Origin of the sequence: Thioclava sp. UBA3469 (assembly GCF_002378135.1) — a bacterium.
Classification (GTDB): domain Bacteria; phylum Pseudomonadota; class Alphaproteobacteria; order Rhodobacterales; family Rhodobacteraceae; genus Thioclava; species Thioclava sediminum.
Window position 1 is genome coordinate 1 of record NZ_DFRG01000054.1, and the last position, 18743, is coordinate 18743.

Annotated in this window: 20 protein-coding genes; 9 read left to right on the plus strand and 11 right to left on the minus strand. The window is 64.9% G+C overall.

Going from position 1 to position 18743, the window contains the following annotated elements:
- Positions 1–792: sigma-54-dependent transcriptional regulator (locus B3D39_RS03910; protein ID WP_286789404.1), on the plus strand; the 792-nt coding region annotated here is incomplete at its 5' end.
- A gap of 101 nt (positions 793–893) precedes the next feature.
- Here B3D39_RS03910 and B3D39_RS03915 read toward each other — a convergent pair.
- The 6 genes from B3D39_RS03915 to B3D39_RS03940 all read right to left on the minus strand — a co-directional run bounded on the left by B3D39_RS03915 (position 894) and on the right by B3D39_RS03940 (position 7300).
- Entirely contained in the window at positions 894–2222 is a 1329-nt protein-coding gene (locus B3D39_RS03915) for a branched-chain amino acid ABC transporter permease (protein ID WP_274962182.1), read from the minus strand.
- Entirely contained in the window at positions 2219–3226 is a 1008-nt protein-coding gene (locus tag B3D39_RS03920; protein WP_078550208.1) for a branched-chain amino acid ABC transporter permease, read from the minus strand. The genes B3D39_RS03915 and B3D39_RS03920 overlap by 4 nt, the downstream gene beginning before the upstream one ends.
- 3 nt (positions 3227–3229) lie before the next feature.
- Entirely contained in the window at positions 3230–3934 is a 705-nt protein-coding gene (locus B3D39_RS03925; protein WP_078540796.1) for an ABC transporter ATP-binding protein, read from the minus strand.
- Positions 3931–4791, minus strand: coding sequence for an ABC transporter ATP-binding protein (locus B3D39_RS03930; RefSeq protein ID WP_078540797.1), 861 nt, complete (start codon positions 4789–4791; stop codon positions 3931–3933). Before B3D39_RS03930 ends, B3D39_RS03925 begins: the two co-directional genes overlap by 4 nt.
- A 104-nt stretch (positions 4792–4895) precedes the next feature.
- A complete protein-coding gene (locus B3D39_RS03935) occupies positions 4896–6080 on the minus strand; it encodes an ABC transporter substrate-binding protein (RefSeq protein WP_274962181.1) in 1185 nt (394 codons plus the stop codon).
- 191 nt (positions 6081–6271) lie between these two features.
- Positions 6272–7300, minus strand: coding sequence for a GlxA family transcriptional regulator (locus B3D39_RS03940; RefSeq protein ID WP_274962184.1), 1029 nt, complete (start codon positions 7298–7300; stop codon positions 6272–6274).
- A 222-nt stretch (positions 7301–7522) separates the two neighbouring features.
- On the opposite strand from B3D39_RS03940, the gene B3D39_RS03945 reads away from it, so the two are divergent.
- Positions 7523–8893, plus strand: a complete 1371-nt coding sequence (locus tag B3D39_RS03945) for a class II 3-deoxy-7-phosphoheptulonate synthase (protein ID WP_078520777.1) — start codon at positions 7523–7525, stop codon at positions 8891–8893.
- A 146-nt stretch (positions 8894–9039) separates the two neighbouring features.
- On the opposite strand, the gene B3D39_RS03950 is transcribed toward B3D39_RS03945, so the two are convergent.
- Positions 9040–9804: a PAS domain-containing protein gene (locus tag B3D39_RS03950; RefSeq protein ID WP_274962180.1), complete on the minus strand. Its 765-nt coding sequence runs from the start codon at positions 9802–9804 to the stop codon at positions 9040–9042.
- Positions 9805–9978: 174 nt separating this feature from the next.
- Between B3D39_RS03950 and B3D39_RS03955 the strand changes: the two genes are divergently transcribed.
- From B3D39_RS03955 to B3D39_RS03965, 3 genes are read left to right on the plus strand one after another with little or no spacing between them, the layout of a single operon-like run.
- Positions 9979–10914 carry a YicC/YloC family endoribonuclease gene (locus tag B3D39_RS03955; protein WP_274962179.1) on the plus strand — a complete coding sequence of 312 codons (936 nt, stop codon included), beginning with the start codon at positions 9979–9981 and terminating at the stop codon, positions 10912–10914.
- 5 nt (positions 10915–10919) lie between these two features.
- Positions 10920–11564 (plus strand): guanylate kinase, encoded by a 645-nt coding sequence (gmk, locus tag B3D39_RS03960; protein ID WP_274962178.1) that lies wholly within the window; start codon positions 10920–10922, stop codon positions 11562–11564.
- Complete coding sequence (locus B3D39_RS03965; RefSeq protein WP_078550218.1) at positions 11561–12082, plus strand: gamma carbonic anhydrase family protein; 522 nt, start codon at positions 11561–11563, stop codon at positions 12080–12082. The genes gmk and B3D39_RS03965 overlap by 4 nt, the downstream gene beginning before the upstream one ends.
- Here the strand turns inward: B3D39_RS03965 and B3D39_RS03970 are convergent.
- On the minus strand, positions 12079–12339 hold the full coding sequence (locus B3D39_RS03970; RefSeq protein ID WP_133051937.1) for a hypothetical protein: 261 nt from the start codon (positions 12337–12339) through the stop codon (positions 12079–12081). The two genes, B3D39_RS03965 and B3D39_RS03970, sit on opposite strands and share 4 nt — an antisense overlap.
- Positions 12340–12729: 390 nt before the next feature.
- Between B3D39_RS03970 and B3D39_RS03975 the strand changes: the two genes are divergently transcribed.
- The 4 genes from B3D39_RS03975 to B3D39_RS03990 all read left to right on the plus strand — a co-directional run bounded on the left by B3D39_RS03975 (position 12730) and on the right by B3D39_RS03990 (position 16896).
- A complete protein-coding gene (locus tag B3D39_RS03975; protein WP_078605483.1) occupies positions 12730–13788 on the plus strand; it encodes a sensor histidine kinase in 1059 nt (352 codons plus the stop codon).
- 131 nt (positions 13789–13919) lie between these two features.
- The gene (locus B3D39_RS03980; protein WP_078520771.1) at positions 13920–15065 is read left to right on the plus strand and encodes a Ppx/GppA phosphatase family protein; all 1146 of its coding nucleotides are present in this window, start codon (positions 13920–13922) and stop codon (positions 15063–15065) included.
- Positions 15065–15799: an RlmE family RNA methyltransferase gene (locus B3D39_RS03985; RefSeq protein ID WP_152844323.1), complete on the plus strand. Its 735-nt coding sequence runs from the start codon at positions 15065–15067 to the stop codon at positions 15797–15799. The genes B3D39_RS03980 and B3D39_RS03985 overlap by 1 nt, the downstream gene beginning before the upstream one ends.
- A 125-nt stretch (positions 15800–15924) precedes the next feature.
- A complete protein-coding gene (locus B3D39_RS03990; protein ID WP_078520769.1) occupies positions 15925–16896 on the plus strand; it encodes a GAF domain-containing protein in 972 nt (323 codons plus the stop codon).
- A gap of 49 nt (positions 16897–16945) precedes the next feature.
- Here B3D39_RS03990 and B3D39_RS03995 read toward each other — a convergent pair whose 3' ends face one another.
- From B3D39_RS03995 to B3D39_RS04005, 3 genes are all read right to left on the minus strand, one after another.
- On the minus strand, positions 16946–17596 hold the full coding sequence (locus tag B3D39_RS03995; RefSeq protein ID WP_274962177.1) for an aspartate/glutamate racemase family protein: 651 nt from the start codon (positions 17594–17596) through the stop codon (positions 16946–16948).
- 6 nt (positions 17597–17602) lie between these two features.
- Positions 17603–18439: an ABC transporter permease gene (locus B3D39_RS04000; protein ID WP_078520767.1), complete on the minus strand. Its 837-nt coding sequence runs from the start codon at positions 18437–18439 to the stop codon at positions 17603–17605.
- Between the two features lie 3 nt (positions 18440–18442).
- Positions 18443–18743: ABC transporter permease subunit (locus B3D39_RS04005; RefSeq protein ID WP_286789405.1), on the minus strand; the 301-nt coding region annotated here is incomplete at its 5' end.

The window sequence follows — 18743 nt, forward strand, 5'->3', positions numbered from 1 at the left end:
GACCGGATGGAAGAGGTGCTGTTCGGGCGCGAAACCCCCGAGCGTGGCGTCGAGAAGGGGCTGCTGGAGCAAGCGCATGGCGGCGTGATTTATTTCGACGAGGTGGCGGAGATGCCGCTCGGCACGCAGTCGAAAATCCTGCGCGTGCTGACCGAGCAGCAATTCCTGCGCGTCGGCGGGGCCGATAAGGTCCGCGTCGATCTGCGGGTGATCTCGTCGACGACCCGCGATCTGATGACGCAGATCCGCGAGGGTCTTTTCCGGCAGGAGCTCTACGACCGGCTGAACGTGGTGCCGATCGAGGTGCCGCCGCTCTCGGAGCGGCGCGAGGACGTGCCGCTTCTGGCAGACCATTTCCTGCGCGGCTTCAACGAGACCCAGGGCCTGCCGCTGCGTGAAATCTCGGAAGAGGCCGCGGCGCTGATGCAGACGATGGACTGGCCCGGCAATGTCCGCCAGCTGCGCAACGTGATCGAGCGGGTGCTGATCCTCGGCGAAGGCACGGGTGCGATCGAGGCGCGCGAGCTGCCCGGTCAGGAAGGCCCGGCGGATGAGGGGCGCATCGTTCTGGGCGGCGCGCTCGCCACGCTGCCTTTGCGCGAGGCGCGCGAGCTGTTCGAGCGCGAATACCTGCTCACCCAGATCAACCGCTTCGGGGGCAATATCTCGCGCACCGCGAATTTCGTCGGCATGGAGCGCTCGGCGCTGCACCGCAAACTCAAATCGCTTGGCGTCGTCACCACGAACAAGGCCGGCGCCCGCGTCGCCCAATTCGACGGCGGCGAGGAGTAACGAAAAACGCGCGCTCCTTTCGGGGCGCGCGTCCTGTCTTCGTTTTGGAAGAAATATCCCGGGGTGAGCCCGGAACGGGCGAGGGGCAGAGCCCCTCGTTTTTATTTCTCCGGCAAGAGCCCGCGCGGGCTGAAGCGCAGCACCATCAGCAGGATGATCCCCATCACCAGCATCCGCATATGCGGGGCCGACTGGATCAGGTGATCCTTGAGCCCGCCATCGGGGAAGGGTGCGGCCAGCGCGCCCATGATATCCGGGCCCCAGTCGCCCGCCTTGACCCAGACATACCAGATCAGCACGCCACCGAGGATCGAGCCCCAGTTGTTGCCCGAGCCGCCCACGATCACCATCACGAGGATCAGGAAGGTGTAGCGCAGCGGGTTGTAGGAGGTCGGCGTCATCTGCCCGTCGAGCGAGATCATCATCGCGCCCGCAAGCCCGATCACCGCCGAGCCCAGCACGAAGATCTGCAGGTGGCGGCGCGTGACGTTCTTGCCCATTGCGGCCGCCGAAATCTCGTTGTCGCGGATCGCGCGCATCATCCGGCCCCAAGGCGATTTCAGCGACATCTCGGTCAGCCAGATCAGCGCGAGGATGACGATCACGAACAGAACGAGGAAGGCCAGCTTCACCGCGATGGTGGAGCCCAGCTGCGGGTCGAGGCCCCAAGCCTGCATCTGCGCGACGAAGTCGGGCGAGTTCTGCAGGTCGATCTCGTAGGGCACCGGCCAGGGGCGCGGGATGCCGTTGACGTTCAGCACGCCGCGGTCGAGCCATTGCTCGTTCTTCAGGATCGCGACGATGATCTCTGCAATGCCGAGCGTGGCGATCGCAAGGTAATCCGAGCGCAGGCCGAGGGCGGTCTTGCCGACCAGCCACGCAGCCCCTGCGGCCAGAACCGCGCCCACGGGCCAAGAGATCAGCGTCGGAAGGCCCAGCCCGCCGAGGTTGCCCTGCGCCGAGGGATTGATCGCCTCGATCACCTCGACCGCCGGATCGAACAGCCAGCGATAGGTGAAGAAGCCGACGACCAGCACGGCGGTCACGGCGAGGCCGCGTGTCTTGCCGCGCAGGTTGCGCCAGATCCAGACCGCCGCCAGCACCGCGACGATGGCCACAAAGAAGGCTGCCATGATGCCCGGACCGCCGCCCGAGAAGGCGCCGGGGGTGGGCGGCATGGAGATCAGCACCGGGGCGAGGCCGCCAAGCGCGAGGAAGCCCATCGCGCCCGCGTTGAACAGGCCCGCATAGCCCCATTGCATGTTCACGCCGAGCGCCATGATCGCCGACAGAAGCCCCATGTTGAGAATGCCGAGCGCCGAGTTCCAGCCGGAGGTGAAGCCCTCGAGCAGGATGAGCGCGGCCATGATGGCGAAGAAGAGGGGGGCGCGGAGACGGCTGGTCTCGCCAGCCTGACGATTGCTGCTCATACGATTTTCCCCTTGAAGAGGCCGGTCGGCTTGAAGATCAGGACGAGGATCAGGATCGTGAAGCTGACTGCGTATTTGTAGTCGGTGGAGAGAAGCTGGACGAGGCCGTCCGGCTCCCAGCTCGGGACCAGATAGGTCGCGACCTTCTTCCACGCGTAGGTGAGACCCACTTCCGAGAAGGAGATCACGAAGCCGCCCGCGATCGCGCCCACCGGGTTGCCGATGCCGCCGACGATGGCCGAGGCGAAGATCGGAAGCAGAAGCTGGAAATAGGTGAAGGCTTTGAACGACTTGTCGAGCCCGTAGAGCGTGCCTGCGATAGTCGCGAGCGCGCCGGTGATGATCCAGGTGACCGCCACGACCTTGTTCGGGTCGATGCCCGACAGCAGCGCCAGATCCTCGTTATCGGAAAACGCGCGCATGGACTTGCCGGTGCGCGTCTTGCCGAGGAACCAGAACAGCGCGGCCACGGTGATGATCGCGGTGACGACGGTGATCACCTGCGTCGAGCGCAGCGTCAGCGGCTCGTGCAGACCCGTCATGTCGCGCCATTGCCGGGCGTTGATGACGAAGCGCGTGCCGTCGTCGAAATTGATCTGGTCGACGCCGATCAGGAAGCGCGTGAGCGCGTTCATCACGAACATCACGCCGACCGAGACCATGACCATGACCACGGGCGCGGCCCTGACTTTTCGGTAATATTGGTAAACGACCTTGTCCGTCCCGAGCATCAGCGCCGCGGTGACTGCGATGCCGAAGGGTAGGGCGAGAAGGGCGGTCGGCAGCGGGCCGAAGCTGATCCCCATCGCCTGGAAACCCCAGGTGATCAGGATCACGACCCCGGTGCCGAAGGCCATCGTGTCGCCATGGGCGAAGTTGGAAAACCGCAGGATCGAGTAGATCAGCGTGACCCCGAGCGCCCCGAGCGCGAGCTGCGCGCCATAGGCGGTGGCGGGGATGATGACGTAATTGGTAACCGCGACAAGCGCGTTGATGAGTTCCATTCCTCAGCCCCCCAGGAAGGTGCGGCGGACTTCCGGGTCGGCCAGAAGGGCCTCGCCAGTGTCGGTGTATTTGTTCGCGCCTTGCACGAGGACATAACCTTTATCCGCGATCTCAAGGGCTTGGCGGGCGTTCTGTTCGACCATCAGGATCGAGATCCCGCTGCGGGCGACCTCGATGATGCGATCGAAAAGCTCGTCCATCACGATGGGCGAGACGCCCGCGGTTGGCTCGTCGAGCATCAGCAGTTTCGGCTGGGTCATCAGTGCGCGGCCCACGGCCACCTGCTGACGCTGCCCGCCGGACAGCTCGCCCGCGTTCTGGCGTCGTTTCTCCTTCAGGATCGGGAACAGGTCGAAGACCTGATCCATCGTGCCCCGGAAATCGTCGTCGCGGATGAAGGCGCCCATCTCGAGGTTTTCCTCGACCGTCATGGTCGGGAAGACATTGTTCACCTGCGGAACGAAGCCCATACCTTTCTTAACGCGGTCCTGCGGCGAGAGGCCGGTAATGTCCTGCCCGTCGAGCGTGACCTTGCCTTCGCGCAGGCCGAGCATGCCGAAGACCGCCTTCATCGCGGTGGATTTGCCCGCGCCGTTGGGGCCGACGATCACGGCGATCTCGCCCTTTTCGACGGTCAGCGTGCAGTCGTGCAGGATGTCGGCCTTGCCGTAGCCGCCGGTCATGTTGGAGGCGTTGAGATAGCTCATTGGGCACCCCCTTTGCCGGCTTCATCGCCCAGACCGGGCTGCGCGCCGTGGTCTTCATGGGCGGCGGTCTCGGCGGTTTCCTCGGCCTTGACCTTGTTCTTCAGCCCGGTGCCCAGATAGGCCTCGATGACGGCTTCGTTTTCCATGATGTGATCGGCAGACCCCTGGGCCAGCACCTTGCCCTCGGCCATCACGATGACCGGGTCGCAGAGGCGGCCGATGAAATCCATGTCGTGTTCGATCACGCAGAAGGTGTAGCCGCGCTCCTTGTTGAGGCGCACGATGGCATCGCCGATCGTGTTGAGAAGCGTTCGGTTCACGCCCGCGCCGACCTCGTCGAGGAAGACGATCTTGGCTTCGACCATCATCGTGCGGCCCAGCTCCAGAAGCTTCTTCTGGCCGCCCGAGAGGTTGCCTGCCTTCTCGTCCTTGAGATGCGAAATTGTTAGGAAATCAAGCACTTCATCGGCTTTCTTCAGAAGCGCCGCTTCCTCGTCGCGGATGTGTTTTCGCCCGAACCATGTGTTCCAGAGCGTCTCGCCCGCCTGTCCGGTGGGCACCATCATCAGGTTCTCGCGCACGGTGAGCGAAGGAAACTCATGCGCGATCTGGAAGGTGCGCAGCAGCCCCTTGTGGAACAGCTCGTGCGGGGCAAGCCCGGTGATGTCCTCGCCATCCATCGTGACACGGCCCGCGGTGGGTTCGTGCACGCCTGCGATGACGTTGAAGAGAGTGGATTTGCCGGCGCCGTTCGGGCCGATCAGCCCGGTGATCGAGCCGGTCGCGATTTCGAGGCTTGCGCCATCGACCGCGCGGAATCCGCCGAAGGATTTGACTAGGTTTTCAACCCGGATCATAGGGTCCCCTGAGTTGTAGGCGTGTTAGCTTCACGCCACATCTTGTTGTTTTATAATTGAAAACAGCCCGGATCGCTCCGGGCTGCCTCAGCTCTGATGACCGATTAGCGGTATTTCACCGTCTCGATCTTGTCGTCCTTGATCGTGATTTCGCGGAAGGTGCCCGCGGCTTCGCCATTGCCGATCAGGTTGACGGCGGTCGCGCCTTCATAGTCGACCGGCTTGCCTTCCTTGATCAGGTCGAGCGCCTTGCCCAGCTCGCCGGGATAGATCTTCTCGCCGGGGCCGTTCGCGACTTCCATGACCTTGTCTTTATAGACTTTCGGGTCGGTGGAATCCGCCGCCTGCATCGCCAGCAGCATCAGAGCCGCTGCGTCATAGGCGCCGCCCGAATAAGCCGACGAGCCGTCGAAGCCGGCTTTCTCGGCCATGCCGAGATAGGTCTTCATGCCGTCGCCTGCCGAGTCGGGAAGCTGGCCGAAGGAGCCGTTGATTTCCGAGCCGAAATTGTCTTCGAGCGTCTGGCTGACCATGCCGTCCGGGAAGACGAAGGTCTCGAAGGCGCCGGTGTCGAGCGCGCCGCGCAGGATGCCCGAGCCGCCCTGGTCGATATAGCCGACGATGACGAGCGCGTCGCCACCTGCGGAAGCGAGCGATGCGACTTCAGCGGAGTAGTCGCCCTTGCCGTCTTCGTGCGCGGCCGAGATGGTCACGCTGCCGCCCTTGGCCTTGTAGGCTTTCTCGAAGCTGTCGGCGAGACCCTTGCCGTAGTCGTTGTTGGTGTAGGTCACGGCGACGTTCTTGATGCCCTTCTCGAGGATCTCGTCGGCCATGACTTCGCCCTGACGCGCATCCGACGGTGCGGTGCGGAAGAACAGGCCATCATCCTCGAGCGTCGAGAGTGCCGGCGAGGTCGCCGAGGGCGAGATCATCACGACGCCGTTCGGCATTGCGACGTTCTGCAGGACAGCGGTGGTCGCGCCCGAGCACATTGCGCCCATGATGCCAGCGACCTTGTCGGTAGTGACCAGCGTTTCGCCTGCCGCGGTGGCGGCGGCTGCGTCGACGCAGGTCGAGTCGCCGCGGACTGCGGTCACGGTGTCGCCACCCAGCAGCTTGCCGGAATCGGAGACTTCCTTGATCGCCATCTCGGCACCCTGCGCCATCGGCGGGGCGAGCGATTCAAGCGGGCCGGTAAAGCCCAGCAGGACGCCCATCTTCACGTCATCGGCATATGCGCCAGTCGCGCCAAGCGCGATCGCAGCCGAAGCCAGAAGCAGTTTTTTCATGTGTTCACTCCCGTGTTGGAACTCGCGTTCTTGCGCGAGGTTAGTGCGCGGTTTGTCAAATGTGAAGAACCGCGAGTGGCGCGATGACGCGAAAAACGGACCCGAAGGTCAAGGTGCGCGCAATGCGACGTAACGGCAATTTGGGGTTATGTGCAAATTCGTGAAAGGCGCGGGGGGTGATTGCGCAATTTTCAGTCGAGCGCGTCTTCCGGCCCTAAATCCACGGTGGAGTCCAGGCTTTCCTTTTCGCCCGCAGCGCTCGCGCCACGTTCACGATAGGGTGTGGTCTGGTAATGCGCGCGGTAGCATTTCGAGAAATGCGACGGGCTCGCAAAGCCGCAGGCCATGGCCACGTTGATCACGCTCATTTCCGTTTGCATCAACAGGTTACGCGCCTTTTGCAGGCGCAATTCCATGTAGTAGCGCTTCGGCGAGCGGTTGAGATAGCGACGGAACAGCCGCTCCAGCTGGCGCGCGGACATGCCGACTTCGGTCGCGAGCGTCGCGGGGCTGATGGGGTCTTCGATATTGCGTTCCATCCGCCCGATGACCTGCGCGAGCTTGGGGTGACGCACCCCGATCCGGGTGGGAATCGACAGCCGCTGCGTGTCGCGATCCGAGCGGATCGAGGAATGGATCAGCTGATCGGCGACGGTATTGGCCAGTTCCTCGCCGTGATCGCGGGCGATCAGCCGCAGCATCAGGTCGATCGAGGCGGTGCCGCCCGCCGTCGTCACCCGGTTGCCGTCGATCACGAAAACACCCTTGGTCAGCTCGATATCGGGGAAATCCTCGGCGAAAGCGTCGACATTCTCCCAGTGGATCGTCGCGCGCTTGCCGTCGAGCAGGCCTGCGCGGGCCAGCGCGTAAGAGCCGGTGCACAGGCCCCCGATCGTCGCGCCACGCCGCGCCTCGCGCCGGAGCCAGTTCAAAAGCGGCTTGGTGACCGCCTCGGCCACGTCGATGCCGCCGCATACAAGCACCATCGTATCGCGGCCCAGTTCCTCCAGCCCGATATCGGTGCGGAAGGTCGTGCCGTTCGAACAGGTGACATCCTCGCCGGTTTCCGAGGCCAGTTTCCATGTGTAGAGCGTGCGGCCCGAGACCTGATTGGCGAGGCGCAGCGGCTCGATCGCGCTGGCGAAGGCCATCATCGTGAACCGGTCGAGAAGCATGAAGACGACCGAGCGCTGGCGCGCGTCCGGGGCGATCCGGATCATCCCCTGCGAAGGGGCTGGGCGACGGGTGGGGCGGGGATCAGGCATGTCGTCAATCCGTCATCTGTGGTGAATCACCGAAACAGGAAATTGGGGCCCGCCGCAAGAGGGGGATCTTACGGAGGGGCCGGCAGGCGTGCGGAAATGCAATTTCGGGTTTGTTTCCCTGACCCGCGCCGTCTATAAGCGGCGCCGAATGAAACGACCACGCTTTTGGAGGATCAGATGGGCAAGGGTTGGAGCAAATCGGACTGGCGCGCGAAACCGCGGGTTCAGATGCCCGACTATCCCGATCAGGGGGCGCTGAACGCTGTCGAGGCACAGCTGTCGCGGATGCCGCCGCTGGTCTTCGCGGGCGAAGCACGCACGCTGAAGGCGGAGCTGGCGAAAGCCGCGCGCGGCGAAGCATTCCTGCTGCAGGGTGGCGATTGCGCCGAGTCCTTCGGGGAATTCTCGGCCGATAACATTCGCGACACCTTCAAGGTGATGCTGCAGATGGCGGTCGTGCTGACCTGGGGCGCGAAGGTTCCGGTCATCAAGGTCGGTCGCATGGCGGGTCAGTTCGCCAAGCCGCGTTCGGCACCGACCGAGACCATCGACGGCACCGAGCTGCCGAGCTACCGCGGCGACATCATCAACGGCTTCGAGTTCACCTCGGAGGCGCGTCTGCCCGATCCGAACCGGATGCTGCAGGCCTACACGCAGGCGGCGGCTTCGCTGAACCTGCTGCGCGCCTTCTCAACCGGTGGTTTCGCCGACATCCACCGCGTCCAAAGCTGGATCGCGGGCTTCACCGATGCCGACGATGCCGAGAAATACCGTCAGGTCGCCGATCAGATTTCGGAGGCGATGGACTTCATGCGGGCCGCGGGCGTGACCTCGGAAACCGCGCATGAGCTGGCTTCGGTCGATTTCTACACCTCGCACGAGGCGCTGCTGCTGGAATATGAAGAGGCGCTCTGCCGCATCGATTCCACGTCCGGCCTGCCGATCGCGGGCACCGGCCACATGCTCTGGATCGGCGACCGCACCCGTCAGCCCGACGGCGCGCATGTCGAATTCGCACGCGGCGTGCAGAACCCGATCGGCCTGAAATGCGGCCCCACCACCACCGAGGACGACCTCAAGGTGCTGATGGAGAAGCTGAACCCGGAAAACGAGGCGGGCCGTCTGACCCTGATCGCGCGTTTCGGCGCGGGCAATGTCGGCGATCACCTGCCGCGCCTGATCCGCACGGTCGAGGCCGAGGGCGCGAATGTCGTCTGGTCCTGCGATCCGATGCACGGCAACACGATCAAATCGGCCTCGGGCTTCAAGACCCGGCCCTTCGAGTCCGTGCTGCGCGAGGTGAAGGAATTCTTCGCGATCCACAAAGCCGAGGGCACGATTCCCGGCGGCGTGCATTTCGAGATGACCGGCAAGGACGTGACCGAATGCACCGGCGGCGTGCGCGCCGTGACCGATGGCGATCTGTCCTCGCGCTACCACACCGCCTGCGACCCGCGTCTGAATGCGAGCCAGTCGCTGGAACTGGCCTTCCTCGTCGCCGAGGAACTGCAGGACCGCCGCAAGTTCGCGAAAGCCGCGTCGCAATAAGCGCGAGCCGCGACGCGGAGACGCTCAACGGATTGATTGGCCCGGACCTTGGTGTCCGGGCCTTTTTCATGCGTGGCGCTGCAGAGAATAATCAAATCGTGACAGGGTTTTGCGGGCTGTAGCTGAGCGCCTGCGCGAGGGCTTCTTTACCCCTCCTGACGCACCACCCTGAACATCGCGCGGCGCTCGTCCGGCGTCATCTCGGCCAGATGCTCGGCGCGGGTTTTCGGGCGTGGCGTGTAGGGCGTTTGGCTCTCGGCGAAGCCCGAGCTGGCGGGCATCGGTGCGGGCTGCTCGAATTGGGGTGCGGCGCGGAAATCGCGTCCGGCAGGTTTGGGTTGGGGCGGCATCTCCAGCGGTTTGATCCGGGCACCCGTGACCGTGAAGCGGCGCGGGGCGCGGCCTGCATCGTGGATGTCTTCCGCCTCGCCCGTATTGCGCAGAGGCTCCGCGACGAAACACCCCAGCACCCGCGTCACCGCGCCGAAATCATCCGTCAGCGGCAGCATCAGAAGGTGACCGGCCAGCCCCGGCTTGCCGATCCCGGCCTCCGAGACCAGCCGCGCCTCGGCGATGGCGGGACGCGCGAAGACGGCCTCGGTCAGATCTGCGATCTGCTTGCGGCCTTCGGGCGCGAAAAGCGAGGTCAGGGGCATCCCGCGCACCTCCATGCCCATCAGGTCGCAGATATGCTGCCCTGCGAGACGAAACCGCCCCATGCCCGGCGCGACCCGTTCGAGGATGAAGGCGAATTCCAGCGCGCGGTCGATGCCGCGCGGATCGATATCGGCGCGTGCGGGCATCGGGCGGCCTGCCAGCAGCGCCTCCCAATAGGCGCGCAGCTCGTTGCCGATCCGGCGACCTTTGGCCGAGGCGGGGGATGCGGCGTTGCTGTCGGTCTCGCGATCCATGTCAATCACCCTTGCTTCGTCCCGCGCGGCACGGGCGCGGGGTGGCTGTCTCGCGCCCGGCGATCCGGCGGCACATGCCGCCTTGCGGTTGACCGTCAGGGCGAAATCGTTACTGAACTCTTACCAAGGCCAAGTTAGGCCATTTTTTCGTCACATGGGGAAAGAAACTCTTAAATGGTTAAACCCGCTCCAGAGCCGCGCCCGGAGGGGGCGCCCGCCGCCGCGACTGTCTCGATGACCGGATTTGCCGCCGGGCAGGGGAGCGGCGCGGGGCATGACTGGAGCTGGGATTTGCGCTCGGTCAATGGCAAAGGGTTCGACCTGCGGTTGCGGCTGCCCGATATCGAGGGGCTGGAGCCCGCACTGCGCAAGGCGGTCGGCGAACGCGTTGCGCGGGGCAATGTCACGCTGAACCTCAAACTCACGCAGGCCGCAGGCAGTGCCGCGATGCGGATCGAGCCCGACGTGCTCAATGCCGCCCTTGCCGCCGTCGACAAGGTCGAGCGTGCCGCCGAGCGCAAGGGCGTGGCGCTCGCGCCGCTCAAGCCGAGCGATCTGATGGCGATGCGCGGGGTGGTCGATCACTCGGGCGGCACGATCGAGGATCCCGCGGCACTGCTGGCCGCGCTGCTGGAGAGTTTCGAGCCCGTTCTGGAGAGTTTCGTCGCGATGCGCCGCGAAGAGGGCGCCCGGACCGGCGCCTTGCTGGCCGCGCGCATCGACGAGATCGCCGCGCTGACCGATGAGGCCGCAGAGGCTGCCGCCGCGCGCGCCCCGAAGGCTGCAGAGACGCTGAAGGCCGCGCTTGCGCGGGTGATGGAAGCCACCGAGGTCGATCCCGACCGGGTCGCGCAGGAGCTGGCCCTGATCGCGATCAAGGCCGATGTCACCGAAGAGATCGAGCGCCTCCGCGTCCATGTCGAGGCGGCTCGTGCGCTTCTGGCCGAGACCGGGCCCGTGGGCCGCAAGTTCGAATTTCTCGCGCAGGAATTCGTCCGCGAGGCCAATACGCTGTGCTCGAAATCGGGCGATGCGGAGTTGACGCGGATCGGTCTGGCGTTGAAATACGCGATCGACCAGCTGCGCGAGCAGATCCAGAACGTAGAGTAATTCCGATGCCCGATACCAGCCGCCGCGGCCTTCTCATTATCCTTTCTTCGCCCTCGGGCGCAGGCAAATCCACGCTGGCCAAGCGGCTGATGAACTGGGACCCGACGCTGCGCTTCTCGGTCTCGGCCACGACCCGCGATCCGCGCCCGGGCGAGAGCGACGGGGTGGAGTATTTCTTCAAATCCCGCGCCGAGTTCGAAAAGATGGTCGATCAGGGCGACATGCTGGAACATGCCGAGGTGTTCGGCAATTTCTATGGCACGCCGAAAAGCCCGGTGGAGGCCGCGATGGGCGAGGGGCGCGATACGCTGTTCGACGTCGACTGGCAGGGCGGGCAGCAGATCCGCAACTCCTCGCTGGGCAAGGACGTGGTCTCGATCTTCATCCTGCCGCCCTCGATTGCGGCGCTGGAAGAGCGTCTGCGCAGCCGTGCGCAGGACAGCGATGCCGTGATCAACGGCCGGATGGAAAAATCGCTCGCGGAAATCAGCCATTGGTCGGAATATGACTATGTTCTGGTCAATGACGATCTCGACCGCGCGGAGGAGCAGTTGCGTACCATCCTGACCGCCGAGCGCAGCCGCCGCGACCGTCAGACCGGGCTGAATGAATTCGTGCGAAAACTGAACAGGGAGTTCGAGACGAGATGATTTACGAACTGGACGGGATCGCGCCCGAAATCGCCGAAGACGCATGGGTCGCGCCCGACGCCAATCTGATCGGCAAGGTTGTCCTTGAGGCCGAAGCCTCAGTCTGGTTCGGCGCCACGCTGCGCGGCGATAACGAGGAAATCCGCGTGGGCGCGGGTTCGAATATTCAGGAAAACGTCGTCTGCCACACCGATATGGGCTTTCCGCTGGTGATCGGCGCGAATTGCACGGTCGGGCACAAGGCGATGTTGCATGGCTGCACGATCGGGGACGGCTCGCTGATCGGCATGGGGGCGACGGTGCTCAACGGCGCGAAGATCGGCAAGGGTTGCTTGATCGGCGCGGGCGCGCTGATCACCGAAGGCAAGGAAATCCCCGATGGCAGCCTCGTCATGGGCGCGCCGGGCAAGGTGGTTCGCCAGCTTGACGAGAAGGCACTGCAGGCGCTGCTGGGCTCGGCCGCGCATTATCGCGAGAATGCCGCGCGCTTCTCGAAGGGGCTCAAAGCGATCGGTTAATTGTCGCGAAACTCATCTATCGGCAGGGTGAATATGTCGAAATCGAGCTGGGGATGCGCAGCGCGCACCTCCTGTCGGATGGCGGCGATATTGGGCAGCGGGCGGGAATAGGCTCGCAGCTTGCCGGTGAACCCGAATTCCTCGAGCCGCTTCGCGAGATCGAGAATGTCGAACCTCTCCGACAGAAGCGGGGCCAGCACCAGTTCGGGGCGCAGCTTCACCATCTTTTGTGCGGTGATCTGGTCGTATTGAAGCACCTGAATCGCCTGGCCGGAGATCTCTTTGAGCGAAGACGGCAGCTCACGCGCGGGGTCGACCAGCAGCAGGTTGCTGGTCTCAGACGCCTTCACACATTGAAAGAGAACGGCTTGTAAGGCGAGACGGGAACGGGGGGTTCTTGACATAGTAATAGTGCAAACCTCATCGCCCCCGCGGTGTAAGTGACGGGATCCGGAAAGATCCCATGAAATACACGCCTAGGTTTAGCGTTTTTTCACTTATTTCACAAGGCACTGATTGTTGACTGCGAAGCGTGAGTTGCAAAACCGAAGCAGGGGTCGGTTTTTCGGGCATGGCAAGGCTTTACAGCTCGCGCCGCATCGCTCAAACCTTGCCGCGACAGCGATGGCAGGCGGGGAGGCATGGCAATGAGCCAAGGGGCGATCGGACAGGTTCTCGACGCGCTGCCGAGCGCGGTTTTGCTGATCGGGCGCGACGAGCGGATCGCGCAGGGCAATGTCGCGGCCAACCGGCTTTTCGGTACGCAGTTTCTCGGGCGTCCCTATGTGACGGTGCTGCGCCAGCCCGGTTTCGGCGCGGCGGTGAGCGCGGCACTTCGCGGCGCGCGGCCCGATCCGGTTCGCCTGCGGCTGCATCCCACCGGTCAGGCCGAGACGATCACGCTGGTGCATTTCTCTCCGCTGCCGCCCGCGCCGGAAGGCCCGCTTTCCACGAATTCGGTTCTGGCGAGTTTCGAGGACATCACGGCGCTGGAGACCGCCGAAGCGATGCGGCGCGATTTCGTCGCCAATGTCAGCCACGAGCTGCGCACACCACTGACCGCGCTGATGGGCTTCATCGAGACGCTGCGTTCGAGCGCGCGCGACGATGCGGCGGCGCGCGATCGGTTCCTGTCGATCATGGAGCGCGAGGCCGCGCGGATGAACCGTCTGGTGGGCGATCTTCTCTCGCTCAGCCGCGTCGAGGGCGAGGAACGGATGCGCCCGACAACCAAGGTCGATCTGGCGCTGGTTCTCAAGGGGGTCACGCAGACGCTCGAACCCGTCGCCGAGGCGGCACAGGTGAAGCTGATCTCCGAAGGCGAGACCGGGGCTTTGCCGGTGCAGGGCGATCCCGATCAGCTCACGCAGGTCTTCTCCAACCTCGTGGAGAACGCGATCAAATACGGCGGGCAGGGCGGCGAGGTGCGGCTGCGCGTCTCGGCGATTGCGCATGAGCCGGTGCTGCGTGGCAAAGCCTATCGCGTCGATGTGATCGACCGCGGCGAAGGGATCGACGAACAGCATCTGCCGCGCATCACCGAGCGCTTCTACCGCGTCGACACCCACCGCTCGCGCGAGAAGGGCGGCACCGGGCTGGGGCTCGCCATCGTCAAGCATATCGTGGCGCGCCACCGTGGCCGGTTCCGCGTCGACAGCAAGAAGGGCGAGGGCAGCTGCTTCACCGTGATCCTGCCCGCGGTCTGAGGGCGCGCCGGGGCGACCCGGTTGCGACCCGCGAAAAGCGCGGGGCTTCTTTCACTTCCGCGTCGCGCTCCCTTGAACCGGGAGGCGCAAACCGATAGCTTTAGAGCAACTTCAAATCGGAGGGCGTAATCATGGCGCCCAAGCGTCCCCGGTCGGCGGGCGCGCTCCCGACAGCTGCATCGCCCGCGCGGGCGGTGAAACCGGCTCAGGTCGAGTCCCCCGCGACCAAATCCGCCAAGTCCGGCGAGGGGCTTTATGCCGCTCTCGACCTTGGCACCAACAGTTGCCGGATGCTGATTGCCCGTCCAAGGGGTTCTCAGTTTCAGGTCGTGGATAGCTTCTCAAAAGCCGTCCAGCTGGGCCAAGGTCTCGAAACCTATGGCCGTTTGTCGCGCAGCTCGATGTCGCGCACCGTTCAGGCTTTGCAAATCTGCCGCCGCAAGATCGAAACGCATGGGGTCACCCGGATGCGGCTGGTGGCGACCGAAGCCTGTCGCCGGGCCAAGAACGCGCGCGATTTCATCCGCTATGTGCGCCGCGAGACCGGGCTGCCGCTGGAGATCATCCCGCCCGAGGAAGAAGCGCGGCTGGCCGTGATCTCCTGCGCCTCGCTGGTGTCGCCCAATTCCGAGCAGGTGCTGGTGGTCGATATCGGGGGCGGCTCGACCGAGCTGGTCTGGATCGACCTCGAAGACGTGCCGCCCGGCGACCGCGCCCGCGCGATCATGCGACTCTCGCAGGGGTTTAACCAGCCCGACGGGCCGGACCCGGCAGCGCGCGTGGTCGACTGGATTTCGGTGCCGCTGGGGGTCGCGACGCTCAAGGATCAATTCGCCGATGTCGAAGACGACGCCGCGCGGTTTGCGCTGATGAGCTGGTTCTTTGAGGAAAAATTGGCGGACTTCACGCCCTACGCGGCGGGCAGCCCGCAGGACGGCTTCCAGATTATCGGCACCTCGGGCACGGTGACCACGGTCGCGGCCTGCCACCTCAACCTGAAGCGCTATGACCGCAACCGGGTGGACGGGCTGACCATGACCTCGGGAGAGATCGACGCGGTGATCCGCTCCTTCCTGCAACTCGGGCCCGCCGGGCGGCGCTCGGATCCGCGGATCGGGCGGGACCGGCACACGTTGATCATGTCCGGCGCAGCAATTCTCCAGGCCCTGATGCGGGTCTGGCCCACCGACCAGATGTCCATTGCCGACCGTGGCCTGCGCGAGGGGCTCCTCTATGCGCAAATGGCCGGAGACGGCGTGTTAGAAGAGATGAAATGATGGCGAAGACACCCAGCGGCAAGAACACTTCCGGACGCGGGCAGCGCGACCTGCGCGTGCGCGTGAAGACGGCGAAGGGGCGCAGGCTGTCCTCGACCCTCTGGCTGGAGCGGCAGCTCAACGACCCTTACGTTCAGCGCGCGAAGAAAGAGGGCTATCGCGGACGCGCGGCCTACAAGATCCTCGAGCTGGACGACAAGTATCGCTTCCTCGTGCCCGGCGCGCGGGTGGTCGATCTGGGCTGTGCGCCCGGCGGCTGGTGTCAGGTGGCGGTCAAGCGCGTGAACGCCTTGGGCGAGAAATCGGGCAAGAAGGTCGGCACCGTTCTGGGCGTCGATCTGCAGGAGGTTGATCCGATCCCGGGGGCCGAGATCCATGTGCTCGATTTCCTCGAGGAAGGCGCCGACGACAAGGTGAAGGAATGGCTCGGCGGGGCTGCGGATGTGGTGATGTCGGATATGGCGGCCTCGTCCTCGGGGCACCAGAACACCGATCACCTGCGCATCATCACGCTGTGCGAAGCGGCGGCGGAGTTCGCCTTCGACGTGCTCGAAGAGGGCGGCACTTTCGTCGCCAAGGTCCTCGCAGGCGGCGCGGAGCAGGGGCTGATGACGATCCTGAAGAAAAACTTCACCAAGGTCGCCAATGTGAAACCACCGGCTTCGCGCTCGGACAGCTCGGAGAAATTCGTGGTCGCCCAAGGATTTCGCGGGCGGCGGCACGAGGAGGACTGAGCCGCGACTGTCTCACCCCCGAGACAGGTGCCGGGCCGCTCAGCGGGAATTTACGTTGTGTAAGGTCCGAATCGGCCTAACCTGCTTGAGCTTTCATAGGCTGCGCAAGAGAGGGAGGCTTTCGCATGCCGTCACTGCATACAGGCGTTCCGCGCCAACATGCCGATATCGTGCGCGAGGTCGTCTCTTCGCCGAAATCCGCCACGCGGGCGGGGTTCGCTGCGAGCTGGCGCCGCTCGATGATCCATCACCGTATCGATCCCGAAACCGGCGGGCGCAACGAGCGTCTGACCCAGGCCGAGATGCGCGAGCGCCGCGAGCGGGCGGGTCTGATGATGCGGATCGCCTCGCCGGTGCTCGACCGACTGTCGCGCGCGGCAGGCGATGCGGGCTGCACGGTTCTGCTGTCGGATGCGGGCGGGCTGGTGCTGGACGAGCGTTTGCGCGACGCCGATGTCGATGATTTCCATTCTTCGAACCTCGCGCCCGGCTCGGACTGGTCCGAAGGGGTCGAGGGTACGAACGGCATCGGCACCTGCGTGGCCGAGGCGCGTCCCGTCACGGTCTGGCGCGATCAGCATTTCCGCACCCGCAACACCGTGCTGACCTGCATGGGCTCGCCCATCTTCGGTGCGCAGGGTGATCTGGCGGGGGTGATCGATGTCAGCTCGGCGCGCTCGGACATGACCGAGGGCTATGCGCGGCTCGTGGCGCTGACCGTGCAGGACGCGGCGCATCGGATCGAGGCGGACCTGTTCCGCGCCTCCTATGACGGCGCGCGTATCCTCTCGACCGGCTCGGGCGAGACCGGGGCGCAGGGCGTGATGCTGCTGGCGCTCGACCGCGACGATCTGGTCGTCGGCGCGACCCGCGCCGCGCGGCGGCATCTCGGCATCGAGGCGGGTCAGATCGGCCAGCTTCCGGCGTCGGACCTGCTGGAGCACGGCATCCGCAACGGGCTGGAAGAGGCGCAACGCTCCGAGATGGCCCGCGCACTGGCCCGCAACGGCGGCAATGTCTCGGCGGCGGCGCGCGATCTCGGCATCGGCCGGGCGACCTTCTACCGCAAGGCCAAGGCGCTCAATCTCGGCGTCTGAGCGGCAGGAGAACGGGCAGGGTGCTTCGCCCTCAGGGACGCGTTTGCTCTCAATTCAGGGTCGCCCGGATCGCCCGCGCCAGATGCGCCGAGGCGATGACCCCGTCGATCAGCGGAACGCGGGTTCTTTCGAGGAGATCGGCGCGCAGATGCGACATGCCTGCGCATCCCATAGCAACAGCGCGCGCGCCTTCCTTCCCGGCTGCGGCGATCTCTTCGGAGAGGCGTGCGCGGACCGGCTCGGATCCCTCTTCGACGGCCAGCACCGGGATCCCACTCGCGCGCACCGCGATGCACGCGCCCGCAAGCCCGTACTGCGCGATATTCTCCTCGAGGACCGGCACGGATACCGGCAGCGTGGTCACCACCGAGAACGCCCCGAACGCCAGCGCGCCGATCACATAGGCGGCCTGACCGATCCCGATCACCGGGCAATGGGCGGCGGCGCGCAGCTCCTCGAGCCCGGTATCGTCGAAACAGGCGATCACGATCAGATCGGCGCCAATCCCCTTCGCCTCGGGCAACAGTCTCTTCAGCCCGATCACGGCATGCGCACCATCCTCGGGCCCCTCGATGGCCGGTGGCCCCTCCGCATTCGTCCAGCCGATAATCTCGGCGTCCGGTAGTGCTGCCCGCGCGATGCCCACGATCTGATCGGTCATCGACGCCGTCGAATTCGGATTGATGTAGAGAATGCGCATCTGGGATCAAACGCCTTTCCCGGCATCCGAGCCAAGCCGGGCGCGTCGTCGTGCCATGATCCAGGCGGCGATCAGGAACGCCCCGATGATCAGCAGCGAAAACGCCGTGGTCAGCGTGCCGAGGGCATAGACCACGGGCGTCGTCACATTCGTCGTCATCCCGAAGATCTCGAGCGGCAGCGTGTTGTAGCTGCCCGCCGTCAGAAGCGTGCGCGCGAATTCGTCATAGCTCAGCGTGAAGCCGAACAGCGCCACCCCGATCAGCGACGGCGCGATGATCGGCAGCACCACGAAGCGGATCGTCTGCCATGCGCTTGCACCCTGATCGCGCGCGGCCTCCTCGAAGCTTTTGTCGAACCGGTTGAAGACCGCGAACATGATCAGCAGGCCGAAGGGCAGCGTCCATGTCAGCTGCGAGCCGAAACCCGAGGTCGCCCAATGCACCTTCAGCCCGAGCTGGTTGAAGATCAGCCCCACGCCCAGCGAGATCAGGATCGAGGGGATCACCAGCGAGGCGATCGTCAGGTAGAAGAGGATGCCGGAGCCCGGGAATTTCTTGCGGAATGCGAGGCCCGCCATGACCGAGACGACGACCGTCGTCACCATGACCAACAGGCCGAGCATGAAGGACCGCCGGAACGCGCCCCAGATATCGCCCACGGCCTGCTGCTGGAACAGCTCGTGGAACCAGTTGAGCGACACGCCCCGCATCGGGAAGGTCAGCCCGCCCTCGGGGCCCTGAAAGCTCAGGATGCCGATGGTGATCGTCGGCCCGTAAAGGAACAGCACGAAAAGCGCGAAGATGACGGTCAGGACATAGAAGCTGCGCGGACGTTTCTCCATGGCTCAGAGCTCCTTGCGGATGTTGACGAAGCGCAGCAGGATCCCGATCACGATCAGCACGGTACACAGCAGCACCACCGCCGTGGCGGCCGCGGACGGGTATTGCAGCAGCGCGATATCGTTGGAGATCAGCCGCCCCACATTGGCCCGCTGCGACCCGGACATGAACCGCACGGTAATGAAATCGCCCATCACCAGCGTCAGCACGAAGATCGTGCCGATCATGATGCCGGGTTTGGTCAGCGGGATGATCACATGGACCAGCGTCTGGAACCCGCTCGCACCGTTGTCGCGCGCCGCCTCG

What these genes read in the sequence shown, in the direction of transcription:
- B3D39_RS03915 (WP_274962182.1), bottom strand. Translation starts at nt 2,222, where the DNA reads ATGAGCAGCAATCGTCAGGCTGGCGAGACCAGCCGTCTCCGCGCCCCC.
- B3D39_RS03920 (WP_078550208.1), bottom strand. Translation starts at nt 3,226, where the DNA reads ATGGAACTCATCAACGCGCTTGTCGCGGTTACCAATTACGTCATCATC.
- B3D39_RS03925 (WP_078540796.1), bottom strand. Translation starts at nt 3,934, where the DNA reads ATGAGCTATCTCAACGCCTCCAACATGACCGGCGGCTACGGCAAGGCC.
- B3D39_RS03930 (WP_078540797.1), bottom strand. Translation starts at nt 4,791, where the DNA reads ATGATCCGGGTTGAAAACCTAGTCAAATCCTTCGGCGGATTCCGCGCG.
- B3D39_RS03935 (WP_274962181.1), bottom strand. Translation starts at nt 6,080, where the DNA reads ATGAAAAAACTGCTTCTGGCTTCGGCTGCGATCGCGCTTGGCGCGACT.
- B3D39_RS03940 (WP_274962184.1), bottom strand. Translation starts at nt 7,300, where the DNA reads ATGATCCGGATCGCCCCGGACGCGCGCCAGCGCTCGGTCGTCTTCATG.
- B3D39_RS03945 (WP_078520777.1), top strand. Translation starts at nt 7,523, where the DNA reads ATGGGCAAGGGTTGGAGCAAATCGGACTGGCGCGCGAAACCGCGGGTT.
- B3D39_RS03950 (WP_274962180.1), bottom strand. Translation starts at nt 9,804, where the DNA reads ATGGATCGCGAGACCGACAGCAACGCCGCATCCCCCGCCTCGGCCAAA.
- B3D39_RS03955 (WP_274962179.1), top strand. Translation starts at nt 9,979, where the DNA reads ATGGTTAAACCCGCTCCAGAGCCGCGCCCGGAGGGGGCGCCCGCCGCC.
- gmk (WP_274962178.1), top strand. Translation starts at nt 10,920, where the DNA reads ATGCCCGATACCAGCCGCCGCGGCCTTCTCATTATCCTTTCTTCGCCC.
- B3D39_RS03965 (WP_078550218.1), top strand. Translation starts at nt 11,561, where the DNA reads ATGATTTACGAACTGGACGGGATCGCGCCCGAAATCGCCGAAGACGCA.
- B3D39_RS03975 (WP_078605483.1), top strand. Translation starts at nt 12,730, where the DNA reads ATGAGCCAAGGGGCGATCGGACAGGTTCTCGACGCGCTGCCGAGCGCG.
- B3D39_RS03980 (WP_078520771.1), top strand. Translation starts at nt 13,920, where the DNA reads ATGGCGCCCAAGCGTCCCCGGTCGGCGGGCGCGCTCCCGACAGCTGCA.
- B3D39_RS03985 (WP_152844323.1), top strand. Translation starts at nt 15,065, where the DNA reads ATGGCGAAGACACCCAGCGGCAAGAACACTTCCGGACGCGGGCAGCGC.
- B3D39_RS03990 (WP_078520769.1), top strand. Translation starts at nt 15,925, where the DNA reads ATGCCGTCACTGCATACAGGCGTTCCGCGCCAACATGCCGATATCGTG.
- B3D39_RS03995 (WP_274962177.1), bottom strand. Translation starts at nt 17,596, where the DNA reads ATGCGCATTCTCTACATCAATCCGAATTCGACGGCGTCGATGACCGAT.
- B3D39_RS04000 (WP_078520767.1), bottom strand. Translation starts at nt 18,439, where the DNA reads ATGGAGAAACGTCCGCGCAGCTTCTATGTCCTGACCGTCATCTTCGCG.